The following is a 17,470-nucleotide window of genomic DNA, read 5'->3' as shown; positions in this document are numbered from 1 at the left end:
TCACAGGGCCCTCTCGAACTCGCTCATATCGGGCATCGCGCCCATCAGGTCGCGGGTGTAGGGATGCTGCGGGTCGGTCAGCACGCTGCCGGCCTCGCCCTGTTCGACCACCGTGCCCGCCCGCATGACGGCGACGCGGTCGGCGGTCTGCGCGACGACCGGCAGGTCGTGCGTGACGATCAGCACGGTCAGGTGCAGCCGGGCCCGTAGTTCGTCGAGCAGGTCGAGGATCTCCTGCTGGACGAGTACGTCGAGGCCGCTGGTGGGTTCGTCGGCGACCAGTAGTTCGGGTTCGTTGGCCAGTGCGATCGCGATGACGACGCGCTGCCGTTGCCCGCCCGACAGTTCGTGAGGGAACGCCCGGTATCTTTCCGCCGGCAGGCCCACCATCCGCAGCAGTTCACGGGCACGTTCCAGGGCGCGATCGTGGGTCATCTCGCTGTGGACGAGGACCGCCTCGCAGATCTGGTCGCCGATGCGGTGTACGGGGTTCAGTGCCGACTGTGCTTCCTGTGGCACGAGACCGATACGTGAGCCGAGCAGCGCACGACGCTCGCGGTCGCCGAGGGCCGGCAGATCGAGGCCGCCGAGCCGGATTCGTCCCGAGATGATTCGGGCGGCCGCGGGCATGAGACCCACGATCGCGGCCGCGACCGTCGACTTACCCGACCCCGATTCCCCGACCAGACCGAGGACCTGCCCCCGCGGTATTGCCAGTTCGACGTCGGTGCACCCGCCACCTGCGTTCTCACCTTCGCCGTAGCGCACGGTGAGGCCCTCGATGCGGAGCAGGGTGTCGTCGGCACCACTATCCGGGACAGCGGCGGCCACCGGTGGGCGGCCGGGTTTGCTGCGCCGGACGAACTGGCGGGTGACCCCGGCCGTGGTGCGTTCCACGGCGCCACCGGCGAGCGCGAAACCCAGCACGGTCAGCCCGATGAGGACCCCCGGTGGTACGACCCACCAGAGCCAGGCGTCGGTGAGGAAAGCGCTGCGGCCGCCTGCGACACTCAGCATCATGCCCCAGCTCATGGAGGTGATATCGCCGAGACCGAGGAATGCGAGCGAGGCCTCCAGCAATACCGCGTTCTTGACCGCGAGCACGAGTTGCGGCACGACGAGTACGCCGACCGCCGGAACGATATGGCGGGCCAGGACGTAGCTGTGGCGGGCGCCCATGGCGCGCAACGCGTGGATATGGTCGCGTTCGCGCACACTCAGTACCTGGGCGCGCAGTTCGCGAGCCATCGGAGCCCAGAGGGCGATGGAGATGACGAAGATCTGCGTGACGATCCCGGGTCCGGCCAGGACACCGATCACCAGAGTGAGCGGTACGACGGGCAGCGACAGGACCACGTCGACTATGCGCATGAGCACGGTATCGGTGGCTCCGCGCAGGTAGCCGGCTGTGATGCCGACGGCCGTCCCGACCAGGGTCGCCGCGATGGCGGCAATGAATCCGACCAGCAGCGAAGGTCGCGCGCCGTAGATGAGAATGCTGAGCAGATCGTGGCCGACATCGTCGGCGCCGAGCAGATGCGCTGCCGACGGCGCGGCGAACGGCCGGGTAACGCGTTCGCCGGGGTCGTACGGAGCGAGCCACGGAGCGAAAATCGCGACCGCGCACAGCGTGAGCACGATGGCGATCCCGATACGGCTCGTGATCGACAGTGATCGCCAACCGGTGCGCAGGCGCGTCATGCGGGGACCACCTGACGTGCGTGCCGAACCCGTGGGTCGAGCAGGGGGTAGAGCAGATCGGCGACGATATTCGCCAGGATCACGCCGACCGTGGCGAGCAGGAACGCGCCCTGCAGCATCGGGTAGTCGCGGGCGGCGACCGCATCGGCGATGACCTTCCCCAGACCCGGATACGAGAACACGGTTTCGACCACGACGGCGCCGGAGACGAGGGCGCCGGCTGCCATCGTGGCGTTGGTCGCGATGGGCAGCAGCGCGGTGCGCAGGGCATGTCCGGTGGCGACGCGGCGTTCGGGCAGGCCTTTGGCGCGGGCGAGCCGGATGAACGGTTCGCCCAGCACGGTGGTCATCGATGCCCGGGCGAGCAGGTAATAGGTGCCGATCGAGGTGATGATCATCGTCAGCAGCGGCATGATCAGCCGGCGGCCGGATTCGACCAGCCAGGCGAAGGTTTCGTCGGGCAGCTCCGCCGACGCGTACGACGGCAGCCAGCCGAGCTGTGCGGAGAAGACCGTGATCAGCAGCATCCCGATCCAGAACCCCGGCATCGAATCGACGGCCAGGACCCCGACGAGTGTGCCCTTGTCCTGGCCGGGACGGCCGGCTTCGCGCCGCCATGCCGACCACGCCCCGAGCAGGGATCCCACGATGATCGCGCCGATGAGCCCCAGCCCCACCAGAGTCAGCGACCAGGGCAGTCGTTCCATGAGGACATCGGCCACCGGCCGGTTGTGGACGGTCGAGAGACCGAGATCGCCGTGCAGTAGATCCGTCCAGAACCGCCAGTACTGGACGAGAACCGGATCGTCTAGCCCGTACAGCGCGCCGAGCTCGGCGAGCTCTTCCGGGCTGGGATCACCCTCGCCGGTGAACATGACCAGGGCGGGGTGGCCCGGAGCCAGCCGCGGCAGCGCGAAGTTGAGGGTGACGGCGACCCACAGCACTACGGCGTACTGCCCGAGCCGCGAGAGCCAGGATCTGTCCGGCCTCTTCATCTTCGGTCCTCTCGATGAGCGCAGACGACCGGCCGCCCTCATCGCGGCCGGTCGCCCGATCGTCAGTGCCCGTGCTCTTCCGAGGCCGGGGGCTCGGTGACATCCGTGGCCGGAGCGGTACCGCTGAGCTCGGTGATCGCGTCGATGGTGCTCGAATGAGCCGCTTCGACAACCTCTTCCGGCAGGAACGACCATTTGTGGACGATGCCGTAGCCGGGGCTCTCGGCCCACCCGCCGTACGTATGCGAGACGGCCCAATGCTCTTCGGGGTAGAACAGCGGAACGGTTGTCGGTGCCGCGTTGTGGACGGTCTGCAGACCCTGCATCACGCGGATACGGTCCTCATGGGTGGTCTGCGCCAGCCATTCGGCGTATTTCGTGTCCCACTCGCCCCAGGCGACCTTCGTCGCCCAGAGATAGCCCGAGCGATGCGACATGATGAACTGGTCCGGATCGGCGACACCGTGCGCGCCGATCGAGCCGACGAGCAGGTCGTAGGTCTTCTCGGCCGACCGCTCCGACAGCGCCGCGGCGTCCATCCCCTCGATCTCGACTTCGATACCGACCTTGCCGAGGTCTTCGGCAACCAGTTCGGCGGCCCGGACATCCTGGGGAAGGCCCGAATCCACGTACATCCTGAGCACGAGCGGTTTGCCGTCGATCTCGCGGACACCGTCACCGTCGGTATCGGTATAGCCGAGTTCGTCGAGTGCGCTGCCGGCGGCCGCGCGATCGGTCGGCGTCGAGTTGCCGGGGTTCGCGAAGGGCGCGTCGGGATGGGGGTAGCCCTGGGTCGCGGCCCGGCCCTGGCCGAGCGCGACCACATCGAGCATCTGTTCCTTGTCGACCGCATCCGACAGGGCGCGCCGGAACTTCGGCGTGTCCAGCGGTTTCCGCAGGAAGTTCATTTTGATCTCGGGGAAGCTCAATGCCTGCGTCGTGAGCGAGTCGAGGTTGCCCGACTGCTCGAACTGTGCGACGAGCTCGGGGCTGAGTGCGCGGGTGGTCGCATCGATCTCGCCGGACTGCAGCGCGGTGAAGGTTGCCGACTGATCGGTGATCACCGGCATTTCGATCGTATCGACCGTGGGTTTTCCGGCGAAGTATTTCTCGTTCGCGGTGAGCGTGTACCCCTCGGTGGGGCTGTAGGCCGTCAACTGGTACGGGCCGGTGCCGATCGGCAGGTCCTGCACCGTTTTCGCCTCGGCCGGGTCGATATCGGCCCAGATGTGCTCGGCGACGATCGGGAGATCGGCGAGCGTGACGCGGGCGAGTGAGGGGCAGGCGTCGCGGCATTCGAAACGCACGGTGTCGTCGTCGACCTGCACCACACGGTCGACGTACGGGGTGTCGTTGACATGGTGCGTATAGCGGCCGGTGGGTGCGTTGTGCATGTACTGGAACGAGAAGACGACGTCTTCCGGCGTGAACCGCTCACCGTCCTGCCAGGTGACATCCGTGCGCAGATCGGCTTCCCAGACGGCCGGGTCGAGCTGGCGCACCTCGGTGGCCAGCCACGGCTGCGGATCGTCGACATAGGGCGAGGGGGCCAGCAACTTGTCGTAGACGAGTTCGACGAGCTGATCGCTCGCTCCGGCGAACAGGTTGATGGGGCCGGAATCCTTGTCGAGCGCGATGGTCAGCTGCTCGGCGGTGGCGGGACCGCTCAGGTCGCCGAACGCCGCGGTCCCGGAGCCGGAGTCGGAGCCGGCGGTGCAGCCACTCAGGGCGACCGTGAGTGCGACCGCGGCGCCGACGCCGGTGGCGGCGCGGCTCGGACGGTTGATCATGGATCCTCAATTCGGGGAGTCAAGGACGGCCGGGGTGCGGGCGGTGGGGGTGCCGTCACCCCGCCGGTGACTGGAGGTTAGCCTAACCTCATGTCAATTGTGAAGTTTCTGCGGTTCAGAAACTCGATCCCGTGCTGCGCAGTGGCCTGGCTCCTCGGCTAGGTTAGCCTAACCTTTATATCTCGTGCCGTTCCGTTACCGGTGAAGGAGTCTTGATGCCCCCGGTTCTGCAACTCGTCCAACGTCGCACCTCACCATCGGAAGACACGCCCCGTATCGCCGTCCGCGATGTGTACGACCTCGACGGGATCGACCTCGACGCCTACGTCGGCATCATGGTCAGCGGAGCCTGCGATCAGCGCTTTCTCGCCGCCCGCACCGACCGGCTGTCGGCCTGGGTGCGCGCCGGCGGGCGCATTCTCGTCAACGGCCATCCGCTGGAGCGGTTCGTCGAGAACATGCCCGAATACCGCAAACTCGACTTCCATACGACCCGCGACCTATGGCTCACCGAAATGGGATCGCACCCGATCTGGGACGGAGTCGACCGCCGCGACGTGCTCTTCAATACCGGGGTGCCCGGCACGCACACTTTCGAAGATCTCGAACATATCGGCGTCGCGGGGTTCTATGCCCACGCCTACCTCGTCGACCTGCCCGAAGGGGCTGTCGTGATCACCGGGATCGGCCAGGGTCGCCTACCGGTCGACGTGGCCTACCCGCTCGGAACCGGCGAGGTCATCCTGCATCTCGGCAACGATATGCAGGCTTTCAGTCGCCCCGGCACCTCCGCCGCCGACCTCGGCGAACGTACACTCACCTACCTCGAGGGCGCCGCGGCGCTACAGGAGACGGCCCGATGACCCGCGTCGCTTTCGTCCACACCGCCAGCTTCTTCCACCTCGCGGACCTGCGCGATCCCGCCGTACGCGCCATGGACCCGGTCGATGTCTACGCACCCGATCTCGAACCGGGCGGGCTCGACGGTTTCGACGCCGTCTACGTTGCGGCCAGACTGCATCCGGGTGTGCTGGCCCGTATCGCCCCGATCCTCGTCGGCTTCCTCGATACCCCCGGCGCGCGGATGTACATCGACGGCGAGAACACCGTCGGCGACTGGCTACCCGGCACCACCGAAACCGGCCGCGGCACGAACTTCTGGGCCTGGCGGATCGGCGAGGATGTCGGACGCCGCTCGGTCAACCGGGAACACCCGTTCTGGGACGGCCTCGCCGACGACGCCGTGCACTGGCATTATCACGGGGTTCTCACCCACCCCGCCACGGCCGTACCGCTCGTCCGGCTCGAAGAACTGCCGGACCATGCGGATACCGAGATCGAAGACCCCTGGGGCACCCCGTACCGGGCCATTCCCGGGCACAGCAACACCGTGATGTACTACGACGCAGGCACATTCGCCGCAGAAATCGTCGTCAGCACCATGGACGCCTCCTATCACCACGGCTCGGGTTTCATGCCCGGCGCCACGCAGCTGATGTACCGGATGATGCACTGGCTGCGCGGCGCACACGCTGTCCCCCGTGAAACGGTGGAGGCCCGCTGAAGTCGCGGTGACAGCTGTATCCGTGCCGATCTCATCCCGGAACCGGACGCACATCGGGCTCGCTTCGGCCGCATGCTGTCCGCCGTCTCACTACTCGAACCGAGTGATGAGGATGCGCATCGGCTCGGCTACGACGTGGAGAGCCGGCCGGCCGCCGTTGTGGTGCCCCGGGGCGGAGCCGGCCGCGGACTGTCCCACACTTCGCGCACACCGCTGGGCCCCTTGCCGCGATCTGTCGCGATGATCAGTACCGCGCAACCGAGACCGGACAGGACCAGGCTCGACCCGAACAGGGCCGGGTAGCCGAGGAGTTCGCCGACCGTCCCCGCCGCGAAACCCGCGATCCCCTGCACCGTCACGACCGCGCAGGCCAGCAGGGTGTAGTCGCTACCGGCGTGGTCGCGGTCCGAGGCGTCCATCATGAGGGTGAACACCGCGACGGTCGCGGCGCCGCCGAGGATGTGCTCGGCGAGGCTCGCGGTGACGATCAGGCCGAAACCGCCGGTTCCGAGTGAGGCGATCAGATAGAGAGCCAGGCCGGCTGTCTGGGTGACCCCGCCGATCAGCAGGGCGCGGCGGCGGCCGTACCGGAAGCACAGCCAGCCACCCAGCGCCGCGCCCGCGAGCGCGCCGGCCGATGACAGCGCGCCCTTCACGAGGGCTATCTGGCCGAGGGTGAGTCCGGCATCGGACATGAACGGGCCGACCATTGCCGAGCCCATCGAATCCCCGAATTTGAAACCGCCGATGAGCAGGATGAACGTGAGCATCCCCGGTCGTCGTAACCGTTTCCACCACCCGGTCGTCAAAGCGGTCGGGCGGGGCGGTGTCTTCTGTTCAGTGCGTTCCGGGGTCCGCGGTAACCACCACACCGGGATAGTGGTCAGCAGAAGCAGAATCGCCATCGCGGCGAACAGGCTCCGCCAGCCCGCGAGCGCGAACAACCAGAGCAGCGCGCCGCCGCCGACGATCATGCCGATCCGGTAGGCGCCGACCTGGATCCCGTTCCCCAGACCGCGTTCCTGCGGACCCAGCAGCTGGACGGCGAGTCCGTCGGTGGCGACATCCTGGGTCGCGGATACGGCGTTCACCACGGCGATCCCGATGAGGAGCCAGCGCAACGACGAGGAGAGGTCCAGGCAGGCGAGCCCGAAAGCGATCGCCGAACTGGTGAGTTGCAACGTCAGCAGCCATTGCCGCCGGGTGCCGTAGCTGTCGACATAGGGCGCCCACAGGAATTTCAATGCCCACGGCGCGAACAGAACACCGGTGGCACTGATCTCGATCAGGGAAAACCCGGATTCGCGGAGCACCACGGGCAGCGCCTGGGTGAAGAACCCGTACGGCAGCCCCTGCGCGAAGTAGAGAGCGGTCAGCAGAACCAGAGTCCCGGCGGAGATCGTGCCGGGTCGCGCCATGGTTCTCATGCGGTCATCCTGGCAGACACCGGTGCGGTGCCGGATATCCTGCAGGCCGGTGGCGATGGAAGGTCGGGATGAGCTCGAGCGGCGGAGAGAGGTTGCCGGTGGCCGGTGGTGCCGCGGCGAGGATGTGGGTCGCCTTCGCGGCGCTGGCCGGCGTCACCGGCGTGCATCTGGTTGCTCAGATCGCGGCGCCGGAGGGGGTCGTCTCCGATATCACGCAGGTGCTCCTCATGCCATTACTCGCCGCGGCACTGTTCGCGGGGACGAACGGACCCCGTAGCCGGCTGGTCCGGCTGGTCCTGGTCGCGCTGTTCTTCTCGTGGCTCGGCGATACGGTGCCGCGTTTCGTTGCCGGGGACGGCGGATTCCTGGCCTTGGTGGGCTGCTTCCTGGTGGCGCAACTGTTCTACGCCGCGGCTTTCTGGCCTTACCACCGGCAATCACTACTGGCCCGGCCCGCCGCGGTCGCGGTGTACGCCGTCGCGCTCGTGATTCTGGTGGCGCTCTGTCGGGAGCAGGCCGGCACGCTTCTGGTGCCGGTCATCGTGTACGGCCTGGCATTGGTGACCATGGCGGTGCTGGCGACCGGGCTCGGCCGGACGGCCGGGGTGGGCGGCGCGATCTTCCTGATCTCCGATTCCCTGATCGCCCTGCGCGCATTCACCGATATGGAACTACCCGGGCACGGCTTCTGGGTGATGCTCACCTATGTGGTCGGGCAGGTTCTGCTCGTGATCGCTGTCGTGACCGTCGATCGGGCACCGGCCGGGAAGTGACGCGGCCGCCGGCGGCCCCGGGACCCGAAAGTGCGGTAGCGTCCACGGAGTTCGCCGGACAGAAGGAGTGACAGTGCTGGGGGTGGGTGCGACCTTCGCCGGATACCAGGTCGAGGGGGTCCTCGGCCGTGGTGGGATGGGGACGGTCTACCTCGCCCGGCATCCGCGGCTGCCGCGCAGTGTCGCATTGAAACTGCTGAACCGGGAGGTGTCCACCGATCCCGAACTGTCCCGTCGCTTCGAACGCGAGGCCGATGTCGTCGCCCGGCTGGAACATCCGGGGATCGTGGGGGTGTTCGATCGCGGAACCGACGACGGGCATCTGTGGATCGCTATGCAATACATCCGCGGAACCGACGCCGCATCCTGGGATGCCAGGGCGTATCCGCCCGCGACGGCGGTGCGGTTGCTCGGCGAAACCGCGGCGGCGCTGGACTACGCGCACAGCTGCGGAGTGCTGCACCGTGATGTGAAGCCGGCCAACATTCTGATCGCGGGAGCGGACGCATTCCGCGAATCCCACGCGGTGCTCACCGATTTCGGTATCGCCCGGCTCACCGATGCCACGAATACGAAACTCACTGCCACCGGGACCTTCACCGCAACACTGGCCTACGGGTCGCCCGAACAGTTGACCGGGGAGCCGGTGGACCACCGTAGCGACCAGTATTCGCTGGCCTGCACGCTTTTCACCATCTTGGCCGGGCGGTCGCCGTATGCGGCGACGAACCCGGGGCAGGTGGTGATGGGACATATTTCGCAGCCGGTGCCACGGCTCACTGCCGCTCGCCCCGATCTTCCTCCGGCCATCGACGCGGTCCTCGAACGCGGGATGGCCAAAAAGCGTGAGGACCGGTTCGTCAGTTGCGCCGAGTTCACCACGGCAGCCCGCGACACGCTGGAAGGCCGGCATATCGCGGCGCCTGTTTCCCGGTCCGTGCCGACTGTGGTGAACCGGCCACCGCACGTGCCGAGGACCCCGCCCGCCGCTGAGCCTGCCCCGCCGCCATCCGCTCCATCCGCCTGGCCGCTGCCCGGGCCCGAGATAGGCCGACATCCCTACCCATATCGGCCTGACATGGGCGGCCGGCAGGAATGGGCAGGGCCGAAGCCATCCAGGGTTGCACCCTTCACCGCGGCAATCATCACCTTGCTCGCCGGACTGGCTCCCACCGGTCTGTTCTTCGTTCTCCTGGTGTTTTCTATTGATCTCGCTACCGGCGATGATCCTTTTCGCGAGCTGGATACGGCGATTATCGGGTTGCTGGGGGCGGCGATGGCGATGCTGCTGTGGACCGCCGCCGGAATGTATCTGTTGTCGGGTAACCGTATCGGGCGCATTCTGACGATCATCTGCTCTGTCATCGGAATGCTCATCCCGGCGATCGGTCTCGTCGGGCTCACCTTCGACGGAGAACTGGTTCCGATAGCCGTCGTAGTGTTCGGGAGTCTCATGATCATTACCGGGCTTGCATTGGTGTGTGCTTCGTCCAGTTCGACCGGGCGCTGGATCCAGTACCGCACCGCCATCCGGAACGCGCGCATTCGGCGCTGACCGCGTTTCAACTGCGGCGATGCGGGCGGCGGGCACCCAACCGGATCCGGCGTAACCGGGTGCCTTCGACCATCGCGTCACTCCCCGGGCTGCCTCGTATCCGACCTGTTTATTGCGTCGCCGATGAACGTGTCACCGCCGACTGCCGGCCGATGGCGCCGTCCTCATCGCCGGCACCGGTGCGCCGGCTCGCGCTCGGCCGCGTGAGCATGAACAGGCCGCTGCCGAGGAGCACGACGAGCGGCGCGAGTGGCAGGTAGGACACCCACATCGGTCCCTGCAACGCCAAGGTGGCGGTCGTGACGGCAATGCTCACCACGAAGAAAGCGGCCGCCGAACGGTGCAGCGCCCGCACTCCGGTCGAACGAACTCGAGCACGGCGAGGCCCGGTCTCTGCGGTCGGCTTGCCGACGTACGGCCGCACGTACAGATACAGGCCGGAGAACAGGAGCAGGGCGAGTGGGGGCAGTGGGAGATAGGAGACCCGGACCGGTCCCTGCGCGGCCATGACCGCGACCGTGACGACGACGGTCGCCACGAATGCGATCGCCACCACCCGGTGCGTCTGCCGGGTTCGTTTGTTCCAGTTCATCTCGTCCTCCTCGGCCGGTTCGCGTCCGGCTGGGTGCCCCGCGATCTCGATGAGGACGACGTTAATGACGGTGCGGTGACCGGTGCTTCTCGATTCCTGACCACTCTCGCGGGCGGTGCCGGCGGGTGCGCAGACCTCTTATCAACAGCCCGACCATTCGCCGCGCGTGGTAGCGGGGATCACCACCGGCGCCGACACAGAGGTTGCCCACGCCGCGCATCAATTCGTAGGGCTCGATATCGGCCACGATCTCGCCGGCGTCCACGGCCGCGTCGAGCAGTTCGGTGCAGACCGGAAGCAGCCGGTCGATGAAGTAGGCGTGCAGGGATTCGAAGGCGGCGTTGTCGGATTGGAGTGCCTCGGCGAGACCGTGTTTGGTGACCAGGAAGTCGACGAACAGGTCGATCCAGCGGGTCAGGGCGGCGTGCGGAGTGGGGCCTTCGGCCAGTAGTTCGGGGCCTGCTGCGGCGCAGGCTTCCACCTGGTGGCGGTAGACCGCGACGATGAGGTCGGCGCGGGTGGGGAAGTGGCGGTAGATGGTGCCGACGCCGACACCGGCGCGGGCGGCGATATCGCGGACGGGTACGCCGACTCCGGATTCGACGAATGCGGTGGCGGCCGCGTCGAGCAGGGTTTGCTCGTTGCGCCGGGCATCGGCCCGTTTACGTGGGGCCGGTTCGGGGGTGTCTTTTTCGGCCACTGGGCAGCGACCTCCGTCCTTCCGGTTGGCAAACGGAACATTGTTCCGTATGTTGGTTATCGGAACGTTGTTCCGCTTTCAGGATGCCAGGGTCGCACCGCCGGAGTCGAGCGGGTCGCGTTCCCACTCTCATGGAGGAAAAAATATGCAGTACCGCAGCTTGGGCCGGACCGGCGTACAGGTGAGCACCCTCGTACTCGGTGCCATGAACTTCGGGGGTATCGGGAAAACGACTCAGGACGAGGTCACGGCCATGATCGACGTCGCGCTGGACGGCGGTATCAACCTCATCGACACCGCGGATATGTACAGCCAGGGCGAATCGGAGCGGATGGTCGGCAAAGCCATCGCCGGGCGTCGCGACGATATCGTGCTGGCCACGAAAGCGACCATGCCGATGGGCGACGAACGCAACCATCGAGGCAGTTCACGGCGCTGGCTGATGACGGCCGTGGACGACAGCCTGCGCCGGCTGAACGTCGACCATATCGACCTCTACCAGATGCACCGGTGGGATCCGGACACCGGCGACGACGAGACCCTGTCGGCGCTGACCGACCTGCAACGCGCGGGCAAGATCCGCTACTTCGGTTCCTCGACGTTCCCCGCCTACCGGATCGTCCAGGCGCAATGGGCGGCGCGGGAGAACCGGCTGAGTCGCTACGTTACCGAACAACCTGCCTACTCGATCCTGCAACGCGGGATCGAAGCCCACGTACTGCCCGTCGCCGAGGAGTACGGGCTCGGGGTACTGGCCTGGAGCCCACTGGCCTCGGGCTGGCTGTCGGGCGCCATCCGGGCGGACCGGAAAATCTCGACCAGCCGGTCGGCGATGCTCCCGGACCGTTTCGATACCACGATTCCCGCCAACCGTGCGAAGTTGGATGCCGTCGAGAAACTGGCCGTTCTCGCCGCCGACGCCGGGTTGTCCCTGATCCGGCTGGCACTCGGTTTCGTGACCGCGCACCCGGGCGTGACCAGCGCGATCATCGGCCCACGCACCCTGGATCATCTGCAATCCCAGCCGGCAGCGGTCGATACTGTGCTCTCCGCCGATGTCCTCGACGCGATCGACACCATCGTTGCCCCCGGTATCGACCTCGCCCCCGGCGAAAAGTTCGATACGCCACCCGCATTGCTCGATCCGGCGCTGCGCCGCCGGTGAGCTCCGCGCTCCGGCCGGTCTCTGCGTTCGGCCGAAAGGACTGATCCCATGCCGCAAACAACGCCGACCTTCGGCATCATGACCGCGCCCATGCAGGTCGACTACCAGGACATTGTGCGTGTCTGGCAGGAAGCCGACGCAATCCCGGAAATCCGGCACGCCTGGCTGTTCGACCATCTCTTCCCGATCGCGGGTGAAATGACGGGACCGATCTTCGAAGGCTGGACCCTGCTTTCGGCCCTTGCCGCGCAGACCTGCCGCCTGCGCCTCGGGCTGCTCGTCACCAGCAACCGTTTCCGGCCCCCGGCGATGCTGGCCAAGATCGCCACAACCGTCGATATCGTCTCGGGTGGCCGGCTCGATTTCGGGATCGGCGCGGGCTCCCGGCCCGGCCTGCCCATGGCTCGCCGCGAATACGATGCGCACGGCCTGCCCTATCACGGCTTCGGAAGCTCGGTGGAAAACCTGGACGAGGCCTGCACGGTGATCCGGCGGCTGTGGACCGAACCGGAACCGTTCGATTTCCAGGGAAAACACCTCCGGCTCGCCGGTGCGTTCGGCAACCCCAAACCGGTTCAGCGGCCGTATCCGCCGATCATGATCGGCGGTCGCTCGGACGCGGTGTTGCGGGTGATCGCCGAACATGCCGACCTGTGGAACATTCCCGGCGGCGATACCGCCGAGATCGTCGAACGCGGCGCCCGGCTGGACCGCTACTGCGTCGCCATCGGCCGCGACCCGGATTCGATCGTCCGGTCGACTTTCCTTCCGGTCTCCTACGACCGGCCCGGCGCCGTCCGTGCGGCGATCGCCGAAGCCTTCGAGGCCGGTATCCGGCATTTCGTCCTCGGTCTCGAATCGCCGTATCCGGCGGGTGTCGCGCAGTGGGTCGCCGACGAACTCATCGCGCCGTCGTCGTAATGGCGGACCCGCGTGTGCTTTCGACGCGGCGGTCCCGGCGCTAGGGTTCTCGCGATGTCCGAGTACATCCGTTTCCAGAGCGCGGTTCCCAACCGCCACGGGCGATACCCGGGAGTTTTCGCCATGGCGAACGGTCTCGCCCGCAACGGTCTGCTCGGCCCCGCCGACGGTGAATGGTTACGGGTGGCGAACGCGTATATGGAGATCGCGTATCCGGATCCGACCACCATCACGCCCGATTGCTATGACCCGCACGAAAATCCAGGCGCCCGAGCGTGGTTCAAGGGTGATGCGTCGGACCTGCTCGAGGCAACCCGGGGCTATCTGGACTTGCTCGACCGTTCCGGAGTCCGGTGGGTCGAGTTGCGTACGGCCCACCCTGGGCGAGTCGTCCACGAGGACGCGGTGCAGGTCGTCGCCGTGCCCTACACCTACTCCGGCGACTGGCCGTTGGTTTCGCCGTGATCCGGGCGAAGCGAACTGTCGGCAAGCGCTGCGGGTGTCAACCGTCCGCAGCGGCGTCCGGTCGTGCCGGCTCCCTATTGACCTGAACTTATGTTCAGGTCTTAGCGTTTCCGGCGGAAGGGAGCTGACAGTGACGATATTGGTAACGGGCGCAACAGGAAATACGGGACGGCATGTGGTGGCCGAGCTGCTGAGACGAGGGTATTCGGCTCGGGCGCTGACCCGGGATCCGCAGCGGGCGGAGGCCCTGCTACCTGCGGGTGCGGAAATAGTGGCGGGCACCCACACCGAGCCGGGCACGCTGGATGCCGCGTTGGACGGTGTCACCGGGATGCATATCACCGTGACCGCCGGAGTGGCCGAGACCGGGCCGGAACTGGTGCGCCGGGCTGTCGCCGCGGGGGTCGAGCGGATCACCATCCTGTGGGGTGGATACGTCGGGCCCGCCGAAACCGCGGTCGCAGAATCCGGTGTGGCCTGGACCCGGCTCGAACCCCAGGAGTTCATGTCGAATGCGCTGACCTGGCGGGAATCCATCCGAGCGGAGGGGGTGGTGCGGGAGCCGTTCGATCTGCCGAGTGCGGTGGTGCACGAAGGCGATCTCGGTGCGGTGGCCGCGCTCGCCCTCACCGAGGAAGGACATGCGGGTCGCGTATACAACCTCAACGGGCCGGAGGCGCTGACCACGCAAGCACGGGTGGATATCCTTTCCGCCGCGCTGGGCCGGGAGATCGCTTTCGAGCAGATCGGCGGCGCAGCGGCCGTCGAAAGATTGCTGAGCGAAGGGGTCTCCCGTGCAGATGCCGAGTATGTCGTCGGATGGCATGCGGATCCGCCGGCGGCGGCGCGGATTCCGGACGGCACTGTCGAACGGCTTCTGCGGCGCCCCGCCCGGACGTTCGCCGATTGGGTGATCGAGCACAAGGATCGTTACTGAGCTGTAGGTTCCGAGCTCGCTGCCGTCGTCGCCAGGCCGGACGGCAGTAGCGGGCCGGGCTCGACTCTGTGCGCCTTCGACCCTCCGCGATCGGACTGGGTAACGTCGGAACCGATCCGACCAGCACAGAAAGGTGGAGCGTGTTCGATATCGCGAACCTGGCCGTTCCGATCATCGCGGCGCCGATGGCGGGCGGACCGTCCACGCCGGACCTGGTGGTGAGTGTCGGCGAAGCCGGTGGTCTCGGCTTTCTGGCGGGTGGATACAAGACCCCGGACGCGCTGGAAGAACAGATCCGGGAAGTGCGGGCACGCACGGATGTGGCGTTCGGGGTGAATCTGTTCGTTCCACAGCAGCCTGCTTACGATGCGGCCGCCGTCCATGAATACCGCGACCGGTTACGGGCGGCTGCTCAGCGGTACGGGATCGAACTGCCGCCCATCCGGGAACGGGACGACGACTGGTTCGCGGCAAAGGTCGAGCTGCTGATCGAACAGCGGGTACCCGTGGTTTCGCTGACGTTCGGCCTGCCGCCGGTAGCTGCCGTCGGTCGGCTGCACGCAGCCGGAGCATTGGTGATCGCGACGGTCACCACGGTCGCGGAGGCTCGTGCCGCAATGGACGCGGGAGCCGGAGCGCTGTGCGTCCAAGGACCGGAGGGTGGCGGGCATCGTGGAACGTTCCGGGTCGAGGACGAACCGGAGTCGACGCCCCTGCCGGTCCTGCTCGATGAGATAACGGCGTGGTGCCCGCTGCCGGTGGTGGCCGCCGGTGGAATCGGTGACGGGGCCCGGATCGCGGAACTGCTCGCCCGCGGGCCGGCGGCCGTACAGCTCGGTACCGCGTTCCTCCGGAGCCCTGAATCGGGCGCGAAAACGGCGTACAAAGAGGCACTGAGCGATCCGCGGTTCACCCGCACAGTCGTGACGCGCGCGTTCTCCGGACGAGCGGCCCGCGGCCTGGACAACAAGTTCATCGCCACCTACGGCCCGGCCGCCCCGGCGGCATATCCCCAGGTCCATCACCTCACCAGCCCGGTTCGTGCGGCCGCGGCCGAGCAGAACGCGCCGGACGATATGGCGCTGTGGGCCGGCACCGAATATAGGTCGACATCCGCGGACCCGGCCGCGACGATCCTGCGGCGGCTCTGGAGCGAGGCAGTTGCACACGGGGCCGGTGGCGGTGACGGCGCCGATCAGGTGAAGCGCTGATCCGAGGAATCCTCGGGGCCGCCCGAATCACCGGCATCGGCCGGTCACCTTGCTGTGCCCGCAAACATCTGCCGCTCGGGGGCAACACTCCCGGCCCGCCCTACGGATGCCTGCACCGAACCGCCGATACGCTGTGCAAACGGTGGCGAACCCCTATCGAGGTAGGGACAACCCTGGCTCTGACGGGCGGTCTCGGCGGCGGTTGTGATCGCCGAACTGTCGACCGATGACGGAAATCGTCGTAGCGTCGGTGTGGTGACCATGCCAACAGACCTGCCCGCCACCGCGGGCGCGTTGCGGGCGGCCGGGTATGTGCCGCGAAGCGTGAAGGCCGAGATCCGGGAGAACCTGCTGGCCCGGCTGGGGTCGGGAGAGGACCCGTGGCCGGGGATCGTGGGATTCGAGCGGACCGTGCTGCCGCAGCTGGAGCGGGCGCTGCTGGCCGGTCACGATGTGGTGCTGCTGGGGGAGCGCGGGCAGGGCAAGACCCGCCTGCTGCGGACACTGCTCGGGTTGCTCGACGAATGGACCCCGGTGATCGAGGGCCTGGAACTGGGCGAACACCCACTCGAACCGATCAGCCCACAGGGGTTGCGGCTGGCGGCCGAACTCGGCGACGATCTGCCGGTCACCTGGCGGCATCGATCGCAACGGTATGCGGAGAAACTCGCCACCCCGGATACATCCGTGGGTGACCTGATCGGCGATGTGGATCCGGTGAAGGTGGCCCAGGGGCGCAGTCTCGGCGATCCGGAGACCATCCATTTCGGGCTGGTGCCGCGGGCGCATCGCGGCGTCGTCGCCGTGAACGAACTGCCCGATCTGGCCGAACGGATCCAGGTTGCACTGTTGAATGTCATGGAGGAGCGCGATATCCAGGTCCGCGGTTATACGCTGCGATTACCGCTGGATGTGCTGCTGGTGGCCACGGCCAACCCCGAGGACTACACCAACCGCGGCCGGATCATCACCCCGTTGAAAGACCGTTTCGGCGCGGAGATCCGGACCCACTACCCGCTGACCGTGCCCGCCGAGATGGCACTGGTGCGGCAGGAAGCCGACCTCGTCGCCGAGGTGGGCGATCCGCTGATCGAGGTGCTGGCCCGGTTCGTGCGACGGTTGCGGGAATCGCCCGCCATCGATCAACGTTCGGGTGTGTCGGCGCGTTTCGCGGTGGCGGCGGCCGAAACGGTGGCCGCGGCGGCGTTGCGCCGGGCCGCGCTCACCGGGGAGAATCCCGCCGTCGCCCGGCCGGTCGATCTGGAATCGGTACCGGCCGTCCTGCGCGGCAAACTGGAATTCGAATCCGGTGAGGAAGGGCGGGAGCAGGAGCATCTCACCCATATGCTGCGGCGCGCGTTCGCCGAGACCGCACGGGAACGGCTCGGCGGGCTGGATCTGCGGCCGCTGGCGGAAGCTGTCGAACAGGGACATCTGGTGACCACCGGTGAGCGGGTGCCCGGGGCGCAGGTACTGGCCGGTCTTCCGGAGCTGCCGGTACTGCACGAGGTGGCCGCCCGACTCGGCGTGGACGCCGGGGAGGCGCCTGCGCGGATCGCGGCCGCGGTCGAATTCGCCTTGGAATCTCTGTATCTGGCGCGCCGGGTGGCCAAGGATTCCGATGATGAGGGTACAGCGGTGTACGGCGCGTGAACGTTGTACCGGCCGGAGAAG

At 67.3% G+C, this 17,470-nt stretch carries 16 protein-coding genes; 10 read left to right on the top strand and 6 right to left on the bottom strand.

What is annotated here, in order from left to right:
* The 3 genes from ON22_RS21205 to ON22_RS21195 all read right to left on the bottom strand — a co-directional run bounded on the left by ON22_RS21205 (window position 1) and on the right by ON22_RS21195 (window position 4,486).
* On the bottom strand, window positions 1-1,701 hold the full coding sequence (locus ON22_RS21205) for a dipeptide/oligopeptide/nickel ABC transporter permease/ATP-binding protein (protein ID WP_033243353.1): 1,701 nt from the start codon (window positions 1,699-1,701) through the stop codon (window positions 1-3).
* Complete coding sequence (locus tag ON22_RS21200; protein WP_033243352.1) at window positions 1,698-2,696, bottom strand: ABC transporter permease; 999 nt, start codon at window positions 2,694-2,696, stop codon at window positions 1,698-1,700. The genes ON22_RS21205 and ON22_RS21200 overlap by 4 nt, the downstream gene beginning before the upstream one ends.
* A gap of 62 nt (window positions 2,697-2,758) precedes the next feature.
* On the bottom strand, window positions 2,759-4,486 hold the full coding sequence (locus tag ON22_RS21195) for an ABC transporter substrate-binding protein (protein ID WP_051157900.1): 1,728 nt from the start codon (window positions 4,484-4,486) through the stop codon (window positions 2,759-2,761).
* 215 nt (window positions 4,487-4,701) lie between these two features.
* Between ON22_RS21195 and ON22_RS21190 the strand changes: the two genes are divergently transcribed.
* Together ON22_RS21190 and ON22_RS21185 are read left to right on the top strand one after the other, a co-directional pair.
* On the top strand, window positions 4,702-5,349 hold the full coding sequence (locus ON22_RS21190) for a hypothetical protein (RefSeq protein WP_051157899.1): 648 nt from the start codon (window positions 4,702-4,704) through the stop codon (window positions 5,347-5,349).
* Window positions 5,346-6,050 (top strand): hypothetical protein, encoded by a 705-nt coding sequence (locus ON22_RS21185; RefSeq protein WP_051157898.1) that lies wholly within the window; start codon window positions 5,346-5,348, stop codon window positions 6,048-6,050. The genes ON22_RS21190 and ON22_RS21185 overlap by 4 nt, the downstream gene beginning before the upstream one ends.
* Window positions 6,051-6,178: 128 nt before the next feature.
* On the opposite strand, the gene ON22_RS21180 is transcribed toward ON22_RS21185, so the two are convergent.
* Entirely contained in the window at window positions 6,179-7,477 is a 1,299-nt protein-coding gene (locus ON22_RS21180) for an MFS transporter (RefSeq protein WP_033243351.1), read from the bottom strand.
* A 68-nt stretch (window positions 7,478-7,545) separates the two neighbouring features.
* Between ON22_RS21180 and ON22_RS21175 the strand changes: the two genes are divergently transcribed.
* Window positions 7,546-8,250, top strand: coding sequence for a lysoplasmalogenase (locus ON22_RS21175; RefSeq protein WP_231508500.1), 705 nt, complete (start codon window positions 7,546-7,548; stop codon window positions 8,248-8,250).
* Between the two features lie 73 nt (window positions 8,251-8,323).
* Complete coding sequence (locus ON22_RS34800; RefSeq protein WP_051157897.1) at window positions 8,324-9,805, top strand: bifunctional serine/threonine protein kinase/MFS transporter; 1,482 nt, start codon at window positions 8,324-8,326, stop codon at window positions 9,803-9,805.
* A 109-nt stretch (window positions 9,806-9,914) separates the two neighbouring features.
* Here ON22_RS34800 and ON22_RS37610 read toward each other — a convergent pair whose 3' ends face one another.
* Window positions 9,915-10,397, bottom strand: a complete 483-nt coding sequence (locus tag ON22_RS37610) for a hypothetical protein (protein WP_063820623.1) — start codon at window positions 10,395-10,397, stop codon at window positions 9,915-9,917.
* 61 nt (window positions 10,398-10,458) lie between these two features.
* Window positions 10,459-11,097, bottom strand: coding sequence for a TetR/AcrR family transcriptional regulator (locus ON22_RS21160; RefSeq protein ID WP_051157896.1), 639 nt, complete (start codon window positions 11,095-11,097; stop codon window positions 10,459-10,461).
* Between the two features lie 145 nt (window positions 11,098-11,242).
* Between ON22_RS21160 and ON22_RS21155 the strand changes: the two genes are divergently transcribed.
* The 6 genes from ON22_RS21155 (at window position 11,243) to ON22_RS21130 (ending at window position 17,449) form a co-directional block, all read left to right on the top strand.
* Window positions 11,243-12,262, top strand: a complete 1,020-nt coding sequence (locus tag ON22_RS21155) for an aldo/keto reductase (protein WP_033243349.1) — start codon at window positions 11,243-11,245, stop codon at window positions 12,260-12,262.
* 48 nt (window positions 12,263-12,310) lie between these two features.
* Window positions 12,311-13,183: an LLM class flavin-dependent oxidoreductase gene (locus ON22_RS21150; RefSeq protein WP_033243348.1), complete on the top strand. Its 873-nt coding sequence runs from the start codon at window positions 12,311-12,313 to the stop codon at window positions 13,181-13,183.
* Between the two features lie 54 nt (window positions 13,184-13,237).
* Entirely contained in the window at window positions 13,238-13,648 is a 411-nt protein-coding gene (locus ON22_RS38090) for a hypothetical protein (protein ID WP_033243347.1), read from the top strand.
* A 130-nt stretch (window positions 13,649-13,778) separates the two neighbouring features.
* Complete coding sequence (locus tag ON22_RS21140; RefSeq protein ID WP_033243346.1) at window positions 13,779-14,585, top strand: NmrA family NAD(P)-binding protein; 807 nt, start codon at window positions 13,779-13,781, stop codon at window positions 14,583-14,585.
* 140 nt (window positions 14,586-14,725) lie between these two features.
* Entirely contained in the window at window positions 14,726-15,796 is a 1,071-nt protein-coding gene (locus ON22_RS21135) for a nitronate monooxygenase (RefSeq protein WP_051157895.1), read from the top strand.
* Window positions 15,797-16,051: 255 nt separating this feature from the next.
* Window positions 16,052-17,449 carry an ATP-binding protein gene (locus tag ON22_RS21130; protein ID WP_197039645.1) on the top strand — a complete coding sequence of 466 codons (1,398 nt, stop codon included), beginning with the start codon at window positions 16,052-16,054 and terminating at the stop codon, window positions 17,447-17,449.
* The last annotated feature ends 21 nt before the right edge of the window (window positions 17,450-17,470 follow it).

Source organism: Nocardia carnea NBRC 14403 (assembly GCF_000308515.1).
In the GTDB taxonomy this organism is placed as follows: Bacteria; Actinomycetota; Actinomycetes; order Mycobacteriales; family Mycobacteriaceae; genus Nocardia; species Nocardia carnea.
Note: the sequence above shows the minus strand (reverse complement) of the source record. Positions and strands in the feature narration are given on the sequence as shown.

What these genes read in the sequence shown, in the direction of transcription:
- ON22_RS21180 (WP_033243351.1), bottom strand. Translation starts at nt 7,477, where the DNA reads ATGAGAACCATGGCGCGACCCGGCACGATCTCCGCCGGGACTCTGGTT.
- ON22_RS21190 (WP_051157899.1), top strand. Translation starts at nt 4,702, where the DNA reads ATGCCCCCGGTTCTGCAACTCGTCCAACGTCGCACCTCACCATCGGAA.
- ON22_RS21205 (WP_033243353.1), bottom strand. Translation starts at nt 1,701, where the DNA reads ATGACGCGCCTGCGCACCGGTTGGCGATCACTGTCGATCACGAGCCGT.
- ON22_RS21200 (WP_033243352.1), bottom strand. Translation starts at nt 2,696, where the DNA reads ATGAAGAGGCCGGACAGATCCTGGCTCTCGCGGCTCGGGCAGTACGCC.
- ON22_RS37610 (WP_063820623.1), bottom strand. Translation starts at nt 10,397, where the DNA reads ATGAACTGGAACAAACGAACCCGGCAGACGCACCGGGTGGTGGCGATC.
- ON22_RS38090 (WP_033243347.1), top strand. Translation starts at nt 13,238, where the DNA reads ATGTCCGAGTACATCCGTTTCCAGAGCGCGGTTCCCAACCGCCACGGG.
- ON22_RS21150 (WP_033243348.1), top strand. Translation starts at nt 12,311, where the DNA reads ATGCCGCAAACAACGCCGACCTTCGGCATCATGACCGCGCCCATGCAG.
- ON22_RS21155 (WP_033243349.1), top strand. Translation starts at nt 11,243, where the DNA reads ATGCAGTACCGCAGCTTGGGCCGGACCGGCGTACAGGTGAGCACCCTC.
- ON22_RS21195 (WP_051157900.1), bottom strand. Translation starts at nt 4,486, where the DNA reads ATGATCAACCGTCCGAGCCGCGCCGCCACCGGCGTCGGCGCCGCGGTC.
- ON22_RS21175 (WP_231508500.1), top strand. Translation starts at nt 7,546, where the DNA reads ATGAGCTCGAGCGGCGGAGAGAGGTTGCCGGTGGCCGGTGGTGCCGCG.
- ON22_RS21185 (WP_051157898.1), top strand. Translation starts at nt 5,346, where the DNA reads ATGACCCGCGTCGCTTTCGTCCACACCGCCAGCTTCTTCCACCTCGCG.